This is a genomic window from Psychrobacillus sp. Z16_25, from assembly GCF_056856695.1.
Genome location: NZ_JBXEOV010000025.1, coordinates 1 through 12,193 on the forward strand (window position 1 = coordinate 1; position 12,193 = coordinate 12,193).

At 37.5% G+C, this 12,193-nt stretch carries 25 protein-coding genes; 22 read left to right on the forward strand and 3 right to left on the reverse strand.

What is annotated here, in order from left to right:
• Window positions 1-125: 125 nt before the first annotated feature.
• Both AC1VU3_RS16330 and AC1VU3_RS16335 read right to left on the reverse strand, forming a co-directional pair.
• The gene (locus tag AC1VU3_RS16330; protein WP_482984010.1) at window positions 126-1,265 is read right to left on the reverse strand and encodes a tyrosine-type recombinase/integrase; all 1,140 of its coding nucleotides are present in this window, start codon (window positions 1,263-1,265) and stop codon (window positions 126-128) included.
• A 241-nt stretch (window positions 1,266-1,506) separates the two neighbouring features.
• Entirely contained in the window at window positions 1,507-1,920 is a 414-nt protein-coding gene (locus AC1VU3_RS16335) for a helix-turn-helix domain-containing protein (RefSeq protein WP_482984011.1), read from the reverse strand.
• A gap of 140 nt (window positions 1,921-2,060) precedes the next feature.
• On the opposite strand from AC1VU3_RS16335, the gene AC1VU3_RS16340 reads away from it, so the two are divergent.
• The 19 genes from AC1VU3_RS16340 (at window position 2,061) to AC1VU3_RS16430 (ending at window position 10,620) form a co-directional block, all read left to right on the forward strand.
• Entirely contained in the window at window positions 2,061-2,321 is a 261-nt protein-coding gene (locus AC1VU3_RS16340) for a helix-turn-helix transcriptional regulator (protein WP_482984012.1), read from the forward strand.
• Window positions 2,318-2,518, forward strand: coding sequence for a hypothetical protein (locus AC1VU3_RS16345; protein WP_482984013.1), 201 nt, complete (start codon window positions 2,318-2,320; stop codon window positions 2,516-2,518). The genes AC1VU3_RS16340 and AC1VU3_RS16345 overlap by 4 nt, the downstream gene beginning before the upstream one ends.
• A 185-nt stretch (window positions 2,519-2,703) precedes the next feature.
• Complete coding sequence (locus tag AC1VU3_RS16350; protein WP_482984014.1) at window positions 2,704-3,372, forward strand: Rha family transcriptional regulator; 669 nt, start codon at window positions 2,704-2,706, stop codon at window positions 3,370-3,372.
• A gap of 151 nt (window positions 3,373-3,523) precedes the next feature.
• The gene (locus AC1VU3_RS16355; protein WP_482984015.1) at window positions 3,524-4,435 is read left to right on the forward strand and encodes a DnaD domain protein; all 912 of its coding nucleotides are present in this window, start codon (window positions 3,524-3,526) and stop codon (window positions 4,433-4,435) included.
• On the forward strand, window positions 4,419-5,267 hold the full coding sequence (locus AC1VU3_RS16360; protein ID WP_482984016.1) for an ATP-binding protein: 849 nt from the start codon (window positions 4,419-4,421) through the stop codon (window positions 5,265-5,267). The genes AC1VU3_RS16355 and AC1VU3_RS16360 overlap by 17 nt, the downstream gene beginning before the upstream one ends.
• A gap of 9 nt (window positions 5,268-5,276) precedes the next feature.
• The gene (locus AC1VU3_RS16365) at window positions 5,277-5,447 is read left to right on the forward strand and encodes a hypothetical protein (protein ID WP_482984017.1); all 171 of its coding nucleotides are present in this window, start codon (window positions 5,277-5,279) and stop codon (window positions 5,445-5,447) included.
• Window positions 5,448-5,678: 231 nt separating this feature from the next.
• On the forward strand, window positions 5,679-5,882 hold the full coding sequence (locus AC1VU3_RS16370; protein WP_482984018.1) for a hypothetical protein: 204 nt from the start codon (window positions 5,679-5,681) through the stop codon (window positions 5,880-5,882).
• A 460-nt stretch (window positions 5,883-6,342) separates the two neighbouring features.
• On the forward strand, window positions 6,343-6,561 hold the full coding sequence (locus AC1VU3_RS16375) for a hypothetical protein (protein ID WP_482984019.1): 219 nt from the start codon (window positions 6,343-6,345) through the stop codon (window positions 6,559-6,561).
• Window positions 6,558-6,758, forward strand: coding sequence for a hypothetical protein (locus tag AC1VU3_RS16380; protein ID WP_482984020.1), 201 nt, complete (start codon window positions 6,558-6,560; stop codon window positions 6,756-6,758). The genes AC1VU3_RS16375 and AC1VU3_RS16380 overlap by 4 nt, the downstream gene beginning before the upstream one ends.
• Window positions 6,759-6,795: 37 nt before the next feature.
• Window positions 6,796-7,422 (forward strand): hypothetical protein, encoded by a 627-nt coding sequence (locus tag AC1VU3_RS16385; protein ID WP_482984021.1) that lies wholly within the window; start codon window positions 6,796-6,798, stop codon window positions 7,420-7,422.
• Window positions 7,423-7,424: 2 nt separating this feature from the next.
• Complete coding sequence (locus AC1VU3_RS16390) at window positions 7,425-7,751, forward strand: hypothetical protein (RefSeq protein WP_482984022.1); 327 nt, start codon at window positions 7,425-7,427, stop codon at window positions 7,749-7,751.
• A gap of 35 nt (window positions 7,752-7,786) precedes the next feature.
• Window positions 7,787-7,921, forward strand: coding sequence for a hypothetical protein (locus AC1VU3_RS16395; RefSeq protein WP_482984023.1), 135 nt, complete (start codon window positions 7,787-7,789; stop codon window positions 7,919-7,921).
• Between the two features lie 82 nt (window positions 7,922-8,003).
• A complete protein-coding gene (locus tag AC1VU3_RS16400) occupies window positions 8,004-8,483 on the forward strand; it encodes a dUTP diphosphatase (protein WP_482984024.1) in 480 nt (159 codons plus the stop codon).
• Window positions 8,458-8,595: a hypothetical protein gene (locus AC1VU3_RS16405; protein WP_482984025.1), complete on the forward strand. Its 138-nt coding sequence runs from the start codon at window positions 8,458-8,460 to the stop codon at window positions 8,593-8,595. The genes AC1VU3_RS16400 and AC1VU3_RS16405 overlap by 26 nt, the downstream gene beginning before the upstream one ends.
• A 10-nt stretch (window positions 8,596-8,605) precedes the next feature.
• A complete protein-coding gene (locus AC1VU3_RS16410) occupies window positions 8,606-8,818 on the forward strand; it encodes a hypothetical protein (protein WP_482984026.1) in 213 nt (70 codons plus the stop codon).
• Window positions 8,819-8,847: 29 nt separating this feature from the next.
• Window positions 8,848-9,390: a site-specific integrase gene (locus AC1VU3_RS16415; RefSeq protein ID WP_482984027.1), complete on the forward strand. Its 543-nt coding sequence runs from the start codon at window positions 8,848-8,850 to the stop codon at window positions 9,388-9,390.
• A gap of 189 nt (window positions 9,391-9,579) precedes the next feature.
• The gene (locus AC1VU3_RS16420) at window positions 9,580-9,999 is read left to right on the forward strand and encodes a transcriptional regulator (RefSeq protein WP_482984028.1); all 420 of its coding nucleotides are present in this window, start codon (window positions 9,580-9,582) and stop codon (window positions 9,997-9,999) included.
• A gap of 29 nt (window positions 10,000-10,028) precedes the next feature.
• Entirely contained in the window at window positions 10,029-10,250 is a 222-nt protein-coding gene (locus AC1VU3_RS16425) for a hypothetical protein (RefSeq protein WP_482984029.1), read from the forward strand.
• 46 nt (window positions 10,251-10,296) lie between these two features.
• Window positions 10,297-10,620: a hypothetical protein gene (locus tag AC1VU3_RS16430; RefSeq protein ID WP_482984030.1), complete on the forward strand. Its 324-nt coding sequence runs from the start codon at window positions 10,297-10,299 to the stop codon at window positions 10,618-10,620.
• A gap of 50 nt (window positions 10,621-10,670) precedes the next feature.
• Here AC1VU3_RS16430 and AC1VU3_RS16435 read toward each other — a convergent pair whose 3' ends face one another.
• Window positions 10,671-10,796 (reverse strand): hypothetical protein, encoded by a 126-nt coding sequence (locus AC1VU3_RS16435; protein WP_482984031.1) that lies wholly within the window; start codon window positions 10,794-10,796, stop codon window positions 10,671-10,673.
• 422 nt (window positions 10,797-11,218) lie between these two features.
• Here AC1VU3_RS16435 and AC1VU3_RS16440 point away from each other — a divergent pair, with 422 nt between their 5' ends.
• From AC1VU3_RS16440 to AC1VU3_RS16450, 3 genes are read left to right on the forward strand one after another with little or no spacing between them, the layout of a single operon-like run.
• Window positions 11,219-11,527: an Acb2/Tad1 domain-containing protein gene (locus AC1VU3_RS16440; protein WP_482984032.1), complete on the forward strand. Its 309-nt coding sequence runs from the start codon at window positions 11,219-11,221 to the stop codon at window positions 11,525-11,527.
• A gap of 17 nt (window positions 11,528-11,544) precedes the next feature.
• On the forward strand, window positions 11,545-11,790 hold the full coding sequence (locus AC1VU3_RS16445) for a hypothetical protein (protein WP_482984033.1): 246 nt from the start codon (window positions 11,545-11,547) through the stop codon (window positions 11,788-11,790).
• 34 nt (window positions 11,791-11,824) lie between these two features.
• On the forward strand, window positions 11,825-12,133 hold the full coding sequence (locus tag AC1VU3_RS16450) for an HNH endonuclease (protein ID WP_482984034.1): 309 nt from the start codon (window positions 11,825-11,827) through the stop codon (window positions 12,131-12,133).
• The last annotated feature ends 60 nt before the right edge of the window (window positions 12,134-12,193 follow it).

The following is a 12,193-nucleotide window of genomic DNA, read 5'->3' on the forward strand; positions in this document are numbered from 1 at the left end:
ATGGGCGGCATGGGCGGTATGATGTAGTATAATGCTCATCAAACGTTGATATAACAAGGTTTTTATTTACTGAAAAAGTGACTGAAATAAGACAGGTGACCAAAAAGTGACCATTTGAATGAGTTCTATAATAACTTATCCAAATGGCTCGTAGTGGTGCGCTTGTCTTTTTCGGTTAGGTGAGAGTATGTGTCTAACGTCATGGAGATAGAAGAGTGTCCCAGCCTCTCTTGGATGTCCTTGATATTGACATCTTGTGACAACAAAAAAGAAGCATGGGTGTGGCGTAAATCATGCAGCCTAATCCTGCGAAGACCGTTTTTACTTTGTATTTTATGGAAACCCTTTCTGTATACAGTATCATCGTTAGGAGATCCATCATCATTGCAAAACACCAAAGTGACTCCAGTAAGACCATTCCACTTATCTCCCCAAGATTCCTTGTTATCCAAAATACCTTCTACATACCATTTGAATTCTTCCATGAACTTAGCCGGCATAGTGATCGTTCGTTCAGCTTTCGTCTTTGTGGGTCCTAAGAAATAACCAACACCCTTTTTGTAGTTCAGATTATGCTTCACATGAATTTCATTCTTGTCAAAATCTATATTTTCTACTGTGAGACCTCTTATTTCTCCTGATCTCATCCCCGATAAGACAGCCAGCTTAATGAAGTATTTATATTTAGGGAAGGCCGTCTCCAACGCTTCAAAAAGTTGTTTAATTTCTTCTGCATCGTAAAAATCCATTTGAGTTTTCTTCTTGGGTATTGAAATATTTCTTGCTGGATTATCTTCTAGTAGTTCCCAGTCAACCATCTTGGTCAGTACAGCTTTAAATACTTGATATTTAAGTTGTGCATTGAGTACTACTTCTGTCTCTAAATAATTTTTGAATTCCACTACATGTATCTTTTTGATTTTTCTTATTTTCATTTTCTTGAAATAGTCCTTGGACACATCTAAAGCTTCTGAATAGGAACGTTGGGTGTTCGGTGACAATTTAGAAACGTGGTTTTTCCACCAAAGATCTACCGCCTGCAAGTAATTAAGCTCATCTATCTTTCTGTCTTTATTTTCTTCATTCGCCACTTCTCTTTCAAAGTTTGTGATTGCCTTCTTGATAACCCTCTCACTCAGACTATTGACACTAACGGTCTTATGTCTTCTTATTCTGTTACCTTTTTCGTTATACCCTAATTCCACCGTTATTTTTATTTTAGGCTTACCATCCTTATCTTCTCCCAAAATTTTATAACTTGCCATTTTATTACTCCCTTACACAAAAATATTATTTTTGTAAAAATATTTTAATTAAGTTAAAATTATTGTAATTGTCGTAATAGATAATTTATTGGAACATTTGTTCGTTTTTTGCTATACTTACAACAACAGGAAGAGAGGGATACATATGAAGGAAGCATTCATTAATTCTAGTGACCTGGAAATTTTCATGGAGTTGGCCAGGAGAAAGAAAGAAGTCACTGCACTCCTATCAGAAGAAAGCTCAATCCCTGAGATCATCGAAAAATTTAACTGCGAACCGCACGTTTTTCAAGAAATTCTCTCTGTCGTCCCCATCAAGTGAAGCTGCCTTTTCTATTAAACTTTGAAAGAATTCGTATTCTTCGTCACTTAAATGGTTCTTACTTTCTGGACCATAATTTTTGAATGTATCCGTACTAAATCGTGGATCTAGGTCGTCTTTGTTAACCCCGAAAGCCCGAGCCAACTTCTCAGTATTGCCAGGTGTTGGCAAAGACGTACCCTTTACATAGCCATTTATTGTTGTGCGTGGTATTCCTGTCTTCTCTGCGAGTTCCGCTTGATTCATCCCTCTTGATTCCATAAACTTAATTAAATTCGATTTAATTATTTCTTTCGCCTGTTCCTGAATAGGTGTATTCTTTGGTCTTGTCATTACTAATCCCCCTTTTGCCTTTCCTCCCTATTATAGATAATAAATTCGATTTTATACACATTTTTATGAAATAATACGATTTTATTCGTTGACAATACGAGTTTACTCGTATAATATGAAATATAAGGAAAGAGAGGTGAATGAAGGTGACATTTTTGATTACGTTAGAAGCTGCACGTGTGAGAGCTGGATACAAGACGGTGAAAGAGGCTGCTAAAGAGCTTGGGGTGCATTATCAAACACTATCAAGCTACGAAAAGGATTCCAGTAAAGTACCTTTTTCTTTCATAGATAAGGTATCCAAGTTATACAAAGTCCCTAAATATAATATTTTTTTTGGTGATAAGTACGAATTTATTCGTATTTTAGAAGACGAATACAGAAAGGAGTCAGCGAAATGAACCTTAGAATCGCAAAGGGTGTTCAGGCGCTCATCGATTACCTGAAAGAAAACGGAATTGAATTAAGCGAATCAACAATCCGACGACTTGTAAAAAAGCAAGATATTCCATTCAAGAGAATCAACACTCAAACGCTTTTGTTTGATTTAAACAAAATAGACAAGTGGATCGTCGGAGAGGATGATGTTACACCATGACGCCAGTAGCAACAACGGTAATTTTCTCACTGCTAATCAGTTGCGCTCTAGGATGGGTTGTCTATAACTGGAGAAAGATGGACAAAGAAAATATCCAATAACTCCGCACTTCTATTTTTGAAACGTTATAACAAGTAGAGGGAGTTATATCCTCTATCAAATTCTGAAATGAAAGGGAGATATCAATGAATCAATTAAAAGTAGTTTCTTTAAATGGACAACTTGTAACTGACAGTCGTGAGGTCGCTAGAATGGTTGGTCAAAAACACAAGGAGCTGTTAAGAACAATCCGCAGTTATTCGCAGGTATTAGGAGAGCGCAAAATTGCGCAGTCCGATTTCTTTATCGAAAGTTCGTATATGAATTTACAAAACAGGTCATACCCATGTTATTACCTGACTAGGAAAGGGTGCGACATGATTGCAAACAAAATGACTGGTGAAAAGGGCATCCTATTTACCGCCGCATATGTTACTAGATTCGAAGAAATGCAGGAGGCTTTGTCAAAGCCAAAACCACTCTCGCCAAAGGAACAACTAAAGGCATCAATGAGATTGGCCTTAGAAACATCAGAGGAAGTAGAGACCTTGAAAGTTGAAGTGAGTGAGCTAAAAAATAAGGTGGATAACCAGATTACACTGGATCATGGGGAACAGCGTAGACTCCAAAAGTTAGTTGGTAAAAAGGTTTACGAGCATGCAACGTGTGATGACCATAAAAGACTACTTTTCCCCGAGCTTTATCGAGAGATAAAAGACCGTTTTGGAGTGTCCAGCTATAAAGATGTCAAACGTCATGAGTTGCAGGCTGCTATTAAGTACGTGGAATCATGGATTCCTAAAAAGATTGTTTAGAAGGGAGCTGTTCATATGTACAGATACCTAGACCATCATGAAAATAAAAAAGCTGAACGACTCGGCAAAGTCATTCAGCACCTAATTAAAATTAACACTCTTATTATCAACTATTTAGTTGAATCAGTCAATACAGAAGGGAGATCTATACGTGAGCAAATATAGATCGGTACAGGTTAGTTTTTGGCAGGATCCTTTTGTCTTAGACCTTACACCAGAGGAAAAGTATTTCTACATCTATCTCATGACAAACAGCAAGGCATCACAAATAGGTATCTATGAGCTTCCCACTAGAATCATAGAGACAGAAACAGGTTATAACAGAGAAACCGTAGACAAGCTCCTTAAGAGGTTTGTTGAATATAAAAAAATCCAGTATGACCACAACACTAGCGAGATTTTCCTTATCAACTGGGCTCGTTATAACTGGAACAATTCGCCCAAGGTGGTGGCGAGGGTTATACAAGAGTTGGGTCATGTAAAGAACCAAGAGTTTTTACACAAGTATGTAGAACTTGCATTGAAGTATAACAAAAACAAACATTTTCATGATTATGCATACGGTATCGATACAATATCCATAGAGTATGGATATAAAGAAAAAGAAAAGGAAAAAGAAAAAGAAAAAGAAAAGGAAAAAGAAAACAATCATCAATCTAGTATATCTGAGGTAGAAGATAGTCAGGTAATCAAGACGGATGATGAATTTAAAAAAGTGGTTGATTTTATCAACAACAACATTCAACCCATTACACCATATATAGGAGAGAAAGTTTCTTACTTCCTCCAAGATATGCAGGCAGACCTGGTAATAGAAGCATTAAAGCGAACAATCGAAGCAAATGCCAAAAATAAATTCAAATATGCAGAAGCCATCATGAGGGATTGGACCAGTCAACTTATCAAGACAGTGGACGACCTAGAGAGTTTGAAGGCGAAAACTACTCCAGCGAATAAACAATCATTTTTCCAACCGTCCGAAGAGACATTGAGAAGAGAGAAGGAAGCGCTGGAACAGTATGAGAAACAGATTGGAGGTAAATCCCATGAAGAAGGCCAGTGATATGTGGTCTCTCTTCGGTGGATTAAGGCAAGAGAATCTGTTTTTCAAAGCATACCCACATCTTGAAGGCATCGTAACTGATGTGAGAATGGGGAAAATCAATTGTCCTTCATGCAAACAGGACAAGCGTGATGCTTGGATCTATACAAAAGATGGACAGGAACATTGGGAATCGGTTTGGCCAATTTGTAGTGACTGTGAAAAGGGATGCTTCTCTACCACAGTCACCAAACAGATTAAAGAAAAGCATGAAAAGGTAGTAGAGAACGATTGGTATTTCATCAGACCAGAGGAAACTGCTGGCTTTAAAAACTTTGAAGAGCATAACACACAATCAAGAGTTTCCAAAGCCAAGGCGAAAGAATACTATAAACGGTTTCTAGAAGGTGAAAATCTGAACCTCTTAATAATGGGCATACCTGGGACAGGAAAATCACACCTGAGCAAAGCAATAGCTAGATCCGCAAAACATGACGGAAAAACAGTAGCCTATATCACATCTACTCAATTGTTTTCGAAAATCAAAGATACATTCAATAACCCTCCGGCTAAGGAACGTTTTAACGAACAGTTTAAGAGTTTCGACTTGGTAGTTATTGATGATGTTGGACTTGAAACCAAGAAGATAGCGGAAGTGTCATGGTCTACCTCAGAATGGACCGAGCTGCTGAACATGAGAGAGGGGAAATCCAACGTCTGGACAACTAACTTCGATGATATAGCTCTAGGAAAGGTCATAGGAGAAAGAAGTGTATCTCGCATGTATGACAATACAATGTTTATTGAGATTTTTACTGGCGAGGATTATCGAAAAAAGAAAATACAGAAATGAGGACTCAAGATGATTGCTGATTGGGTACCAGGACAGGGCTTTTGGACGGTAAAAGCCAATGGTCCGATAGATGAAGCTGCCAACAGGAAACGCTTGGACGAGCTTGAAGCACGACTAAGCCAACGTGAACACGAATTAAGAGAGGAAGCTGAACATGAGAATAGCATACACAGCTGGTGATTATAAAAACAATGCATCCAAGTCACGTGAAAAGATACAAGAGACCAGTTATTTGGTCAGCACACTTGAGTTGAAAGATGGGAGCCTTGCAGATCCACAAGAAATTGCTTTCGTGGTCTCCAAGTCCAGAGGGTATGAGGAATACCAACAAGTCAAGAATCATCCGTCACACGCAAATTTCAGCAGGTATGGTAGTAGTTTACTAGATTCCATGTTTGGAGGTTGGTAGAAATGAATTTACACCCTCTAGAGCTTATGAAAGGGTCTGTCATCAAAGACGGCAAACCCCAACGTATCGTTTATGCACTCACCAAGAAAAAGGTGGACGAACTGGTAGAACAATTTATAGACCGTGGATGGGTACCTACCGGCGAACGATATATGGTCGAACGTTATTTATGTCAGAAGATGGTCTTCAACAAATATCATGGCTAAACAAAAATGGATGCTGCTGTATCGAAATGAACAAGGCCAAAGGGTATGGCTATATGAGCCGTTACAAAAGCACGAGTTGAACTCGAGAATGAAGAAAGGGTGGTCGGTATGGAAGGCAAACTAAAAAGGAATAACTCTTTGTTCTTCTTATGTGAAAACTGTCAGACTCCAATCATCATTCCCTTAATATTGGAAATTGGTTTATTACCAAGTAGTAAGGTAATTCTTTGCAGGACCTGTCATCACGAACATTGGGAATTGGAAGAGCTCAAACAGTATGCGAAGGAGACAAGGGATTATTCAAGTTATTGAGGTGGATGTATGTGTCCTAAATGCCAAAGCAAGGAGACCGGTCCTTTTGTGAATAAGGGCAGGGAGGACGGTCTCCTTTTAAACAAATGTCATGAATGCGATTGTGTGTTCTTCACTTTAAACCTAGACCCAAGAGGAGGGAAGAAAAATGTCAGTAACCGATAGAATCCAAACTATCAGGAATTATCATCACATCATTAAAAGCCTAATACTCTTTGAAGACTTCAGATGGCTCTTGAGTCAAGCAGAACGGATACCAAAGCTGGAAGAAAGCAGAGACACTATGCGTTTTCTTATCAAAGAACAGTGCAAAGAGATAACTACTTTGAGAGAACAACTCGAGGCTCTAAAGGGCGATGGCAAATGACTAAAGAGTTTGCAGTTTATAAAGGTGATGAATTGTTGTGCTTCGGTACAGCAAAGTATTGTGCGGAAAAACTTGGGCTGAAGCCAAGGACGATTAATTGGCATGCCTCAGCTGCAGGCAAAAGAAGACTGCTAGAGAGGAAAAATCCAGAAGAAACATTAACCGTTATAGTCATTGATCCAAATGATGATGAATAGGACGTTTAAACTTTATGAAAAGAATGGAGGAAAAGAAGTGGTATCGGAAAAAACAAAAGCACACGCAGAAGAAGTCATCAAGCTTTTACAGGAAAAGAAACAACAATCCAAGTCTATAAAGGTGGAAATGACCATCGAGCAACGTAACGCGAAGATTCTTCAAATGCTAAATGATGGGATTAAGGTGAAAGAGGTTGCGAATCGCCTAAACATAACACCTGGTCTTGTCTATCAAATAAAATCCTTAGCAAATAAAGAGGTCGCTTCTGACGCAGTAAAAACAGTCAAGCCTTTACGTGAAAAAGAGGTCATTCCAGTAACAACTAATAACGTTGTTAAAGAGCCGAGCGTTGATACCAACTTTGTAGACGGAAATCTTAAAGTGCAAATCCAAGACCTACAAAAACAACTTGATCGGTTCCGAGAAATCGAGAAGAACATGCGACTGGAATTGATTGAGCAAAAAAATACCTATGAAAAATCGTTAGCTGTTGAACGTGCGGAAAAGGAAAAAGCCTATGCAGACTATTCCAGTGAGGTAGAGAAAACTAAACATCTTCATCAGCAGGTACAGGATCTACTCATGGTTGATGGGTTGAACGAGGGACTCATGCAACAAAATCTGATGTTCCGTAAACGACTCGGAAGTATTCAGGAGGGGTAAAGATGGCGAGTATATACGAACAACTAAATGACAAACAAGGTTTCTATGATTTATACAGGGAACCAACCGAAACAGATTTCGAGATTGCCGAGGCGAACGGTATTTCTAGGAAGAATGTGAAACAACGTTTGAATTATGGATATACCATTATAGATGCGATCACCAAACCGGTAACGAAAAATCGCAAAAATTTAGATGCCTATGAACAACGAAAATCTATTTGTGAAAAGAACAGCGTCGGGTTCAAAACCTTTGAAACACGTTTAAGAATTGGGTGGGATGTAGAAAGGGCAGCAACTACACCACCTAGGAAATTTAAGACACAGTAGAAACAAAATGTGTATTTAAAAGGAGGTATATAAAAGTGAATAATCATCATGCGAAGGTAATAGACGAGTTGAACAATCGTATAGAAGATGCATTGGACAAAGGAGAAACAGAGGTTGTAGATACTTTAAAGAGTTTTTATGACTGGTATGTAGAAGAATTTATAGAATAAACACTTCGTAGAAAGAGTGTCTTAAGTACTTATTAACACTGTGGATAAAATTGTGGAAATATTCAAAAAGGGAGTTGTTTACTTGAACTTAGATAAATTATTTGAAACCCAAAAGGTACTAGATACACATATCGAATTGGTACATCCCAGACATAAAAGAGAAAATCGCTTTATCAAGAAATTAATTGCTTTACGTGTTGAGATAAGTGAATTAGCTAACGAACTACCTGAAACCTTTAAATTTTGGTCTAACAAGAAAAACAATTACTATAAGGCCCTAAAGGAATATGTAGATTGTTTACATTTTATTTTATCGTTGGGACTTGAAAAAAATATTACTCAAATAAAGATAAAACCTATAAGATCTGAAAACCTAACTATTCAACTCCAGCATCTTTATGAATGTATAGACGTTTTTCAAACAAACGAAAATTTTTATGGGGATTTGGTCAATTTATTTATTGGTCTAGGAGAAATGCTAGGCTTCACATGGGAGCAAATCGAAGAAGCCTACTACCAAAAGAATGAGGTGAACCATGAGCGACAAAACACAGGATATTGAGAGAATGCCAATGATTGACCTTCTGGTCTTTATGACCGGAAAGGGAGAGGCTTACTTCTCACAAATGGATGACGAACAGTTGCAAGCAGAATATGACCGTGTGATGGGATAGGTGATTTTGGGTGGATTATTACGTATTCGATGATTTAGATCTTGATTTGATATTTAATCAAGTTGAAATCACACAATTTCTTGACTACTGGCGCAAGGGTTATAGCTTAGAAACAATTGCTGAGAAAATGAGAAGGAAACCATTAGAAATTGGACTGCTTGTGTTGGATCGAGCGGAAGTTGGAGAGATAATACCGAGACCTACAGGGATATATGGGCAATAGACAACAAGGGGAAGGGGTGAACAAAGAGGATGAATATCGTACAGCCCATCAGAGATAAGGAGTTGTTAAAGGAAATCAAGTTATTCCTAAAGGAACAGAACGAACGGAATTATATTCTGTTCCTTATAGGGATTCATACAGGCTTGAGGATTTCGGATATTCTGCAGCTTAAAGTGAAGGATGTTCAAGGTTGGAATATCTTCATCAGGGAACAGAAAACCAAGAAGTTAAAAGAAGTGAAAATGACGATGGAATTAAAAACGGCTATCAGGTCTTATATCAAAGGGAAGCCAAGGCATGAATACCTCATCAAGTCACGTGAAGGTCGAAATAAACCAATCACCAGGGGAATGGCCTACAAGATATTAAACCAGGTAGCCGAGGAATTCGGTCTTGAGCGAATCGGGACACATTCACTGAGAAAGACATATGGTTATCAGCATTACAAGAAATTCAATGACCTAGTATCTCTACAGAAGATGTTAAACCATACTGACGCCAAAGAAACCAAGCGGTATATAGGCATCGAGCAAGATGATTTGAACAAGCTGCAAAGCAAAATTAACTGGTGAGAGCTATTTTATATAGGATTTTAAGTTATCTACAAAAAGTCCTTTGTCTAACTATAAAATTAACATACTCGTAAAACCTTATATATTGCAATTTAAGAGCTTGTTTGGGGATTCCACACAATATAGGAAGAAGATAACTGGAAGGGTAAAAAAACACCGAATTTACAGTTTTAGAAGGGCAGGAGACTAATGGGAGCACACAAACTACGCACAGGAACAGTGAAGCACATCGAAGACGAGCTCTTTGATTATCACGATACTCTAAAACGCATCAAAGAACGTCGTGAGGAATTGATGACTGATCCACCAAAAGAAGAAGGCATGCCATTCAGTCCGACACTTCCTTCTTCATCAGTTGAAAGACATGCAACAAGATTGACAATGGATTTACAACTAAAAGAGTTAGAACGGATTGCCTCTGCAGTCGAACATGTTTATAACGTTTGTGATGATGGACGAAAAAAACTGATTCGCCTAAAGTACTGGACGAAGCCACAATTAAAGTCATGGGATGGTATAGCACTAGAATTGAATATCAGTAGAGCTACGGCATTTAGATGGCGTGATGAGATAGTACAAGCTGTTGGAGAAAAGTTAGGCTGGCGGTAACAGTAGAAATCATGAAGGGACTGAATTACATGGCAGAAGATAGAAGTCATTGGGTTACTAAAGAACAATTAGATACTCCATTATGTAACATTTTTAAGGGTACAAAAACTACTGGAACCGCTAGGATGTATGTAAGGGTTAGTGAAAATCTTCTAGGTTTAGAAGAAGCGGAATTAGAAAATATGGGATATGAAGAAATGAACAGATATATTGATTATTTAGATAATCAGATTGAAGAACTAAACAAATAGTCACACAGTAGAACACATAAAGTGAATTTAAAAAGGAGAGGTTTAAGTGGAATTAACTAATACTGAAAAGTTAGAAATAATTAATAGCATGAAGTTTGAAGAAACAGATGGTGATGGTGAGTGTTTATATTATGTATTCGTAGCAGATAACGTTGAGAATCGTGAAAAGTTGTCTAAAATTATAGATAACGTAGATGGGTTTATTAAAGAACACGCATCGGACAACGAAACACATGATAGTGAGCCAGGTTATTTTGATATACAAATGGTTGCGTGGAATTGCACAGATGCAGATTACTTTGATGGTAAAAAGTTTGTAGCTTTAGGTTACGAAGAAGTACAAAGACGTATCGCTGAAGCAACAAATTAATAAACAGTACGTAGATACTGTAAAAAAAAGAGCCTAACGAAAGTTAGGCTTTACCAAATAAAACTCAGTAGATATAAAATCATGTTGTAAATAACGTTTGCAATAACACCATACATAATAATACTTAAAACCTCGAAACACTTTTCTACATCCACTTTCTCTAACATTTTTCTCATATATCTCAACTCCATAAATATTGTAAGCGAATATAGCCATTGGAATGATCCAAAGAGTAATGCTACATTCACCTCTAATATTTGTAGATGAAGTTTACTAATTTTTAACATATTTAAATTATATATCAGCACTAATTCATCAAGCAAATTAAGTGACCGTCTTTCAGAAAAATTTAAAATGAGACTTTCATGAGACTTTTGAGGTCGAAAACGGTGTTATTCTGTTAACATGAGGTACGAAAGGTCGGTTAGCCTTCCTCGAAAAATATACTTGCTACTTTGAAAACGCTTGGACCTTTATGGTCTGAGCGTTTTTGAATTTAAGAGGATGGCTATCTTCAAGTCACATACGAGAAGGGCAAGGTGATCTGCTATCTTCGAGCTATCGGTTAAATAGTGAATATGATTGTGGAGGGATATAGGTGGCAAATAAATGTTTTAACTATCCAAATTGCGAAAATGAAGCAACAACAGAATATTGTCCAGAGTGTTTAGACAATGGTGGCATTAAACCGAAAGACTTTATTAATCCAAAGATAGATAATAGTTTCACGTATCATGCTCCAAAACATAACCAACCAAAACGCTATGAAGCGATTAGAGAAAAAGCTAAAGAATTGGCACATATGATTGATGAACTTTGTCCTAATAGTCGAGAAAAATCTATTGCTCAAACGAATTTAGAACAGGCTGTTATGTGGGCTAATAAGTCGATAGCTTGTAATGAATGATTGTGGAGGGATGAAGGATGGAGTTCACAAAACCAGAGAAGATTATATTAATGTCATTAGTTATTCATTCTATCGGCATTGAAGCATCGATTGAATTGTTAGGGAAAGTGAAGGTAGAAAAATTAGATGCCATCGCTAAGGATTTACAAGGTAATACTACACCAAACGAATTGAGTATGATTGGTCCTAGAATTATTGAAGGATTAGCTAACAGTATATTAGAGTCGCAAGATGATGAACTAACAACAAAAGGTAGTGAGTGATAAAGGATTACAAAAATAGGATTAGGTGAGTGCAATGCTTAAGCATACAACATTAGCCAAGAAGTTCTACAAGAGTGCTGCATGGAAGAAGTGTAGAGCATCATACATCCAGAAGGTATTCGGATTGTGTGAGCATTGTGGTAAGCCTGGTTACATCGTTGACCATATCGAGGAAATCAATATCGATAACATCAATGATCCAAACATCACATTGAATCATGAGAACCTACAATACCTTTGCTTACCTTGTCATAACAAGAAGACGTTCGGTAGTGCGGAAGTGACAAGAGAAGATGTGATGTTCGATGAGCACGGCAACTTGATTAGGAGGGATGAGGAATGAAGAAGGTTATTGTTAACGGCAAAGAATATTTAATCGGAATTGATTGGGCAAATGGAAAAG

Coding starts and splice junctions, on each gene's coding strand:
- AC1VU3_RS16330 (WP_482984010.1), bottom strand. CDS start 1,265: ATGGCAAGTTATAAAATTTTGGGAGAAGATAAGGATGGTAAGCCTAAA.
- AC1VU3_RS16335 (WP_482984011.1), bottom strand. CDS start 1,920: ATGACAAGACCAAAGAATACACCTATTCAGGAACAGGCGAAAGAAATA.
- AC1VU3_RS16340 (WP_482984012.1), top strand. CDS start 2,061: ATGAAGGTGACATTTTTGATTACGTTAGAAGCTGCACGTGTGAGAGCT.
- AC1VU3_RS16345 (WP_482984013.1), top strand. CDS start 2,318: ATGAACCTTAGAATCGCAAAGGGTGTTCAGGCGCTCATCGATTACCTG.
- AC1VU3_RS16350 (WP_482984014.1), top strand. CDS start 2,704: ATGAATCAATTAAAAGTAGTTTCTTTAAATGGACAACTTGTAACTGAC.
- AC1VU3_RS16360 (WP_482984016.1), top strand. CDS start 4,419: ATGAAGAAGGCCAGTGATATGTGGTCTCTCTTCGGTGGATTAAGGCAA.
- AC1VU3_RS16365 (WP_482984017.1), top strand. CDS start 5,277: ATGATTGCTGATTGGGTACCAGGACAGGGCTTTTGGACGGTAAAAGCC.
- AC1VU3_RS16370 (WP_482984018.1), top strand. CDS start 5,679: ATGAATTTACACCCTCTAGAGCTTATGAAAGGGTCTGTCATCAAAGAC.
- AC1VU3_RS16375 (WP_482984019.1), top strand. CDS start 6,343: ATGTCAGTAACCGATAGAATCCAAACTATCAGGAATTATCATCACATC.
- AC1VU3_RS16380 (WP_482984020.1), top strand. CDS start 6,558: ATGACTAAAGAGTTTGCAGTTTATAAAGGTGATGAATTGTTGTGCTTC.
- AC1VU3_RS16390 (WP_482984022.1), top strand. CDS start 7,425: ATGGCGAGTATATACGAACAACTAAATGACAAACAAGGTTTCTATGAT.
- AC1VU3_RS16405 (WP_482984025.1), top strand. CDS start 8,458: ATGAGCGACAAAACACAGGATATTGAGAGAATGCCAATGATTGACCTT.
- AC1VU3_RS16415 (WP_482984027.1), top strand. CDS start 8,848: ATGAATATCGTACAGCCCATCAGAGATAAGGAGTTGTTAAAGGAAATC.
- AC1VU3_RS16420 (WP_482984028.1), top strand. CDS start 9,580: ATGGGAGCACACAAACTACGCACAGGAACAGTGAAGCACATCGAAGAC.
- AC1VU3_RS16425 (WP_482984029.1), top strand. CDS start 10,029: ATGGCAGAAGATAGAAGTCATTGGGTTACTAAAGAACAATTAGATACT.
- AC1VU3_RS16435 (WP_482984031.1), bottom strand. CDS start 10,796: ATGAGAAAAATGTTAGAGAAAGTGGATGTAGAAAAGTGTTTCGAGGTT.
- AC1VU3_RS16445 (WP_482984033.1), top strand. CDS start 11,545: ATGGAGTTCACAAAACCAGAGAAGATTATATTAATGTCATTAGTTATT.
- AC1VU3_RS16450 (WP_482984034.1), top strand. CDS start 11,825: ATGCTTAAGCATACAACATTAGCCAAGAAGTTCTACAAGAGTGCTGCA.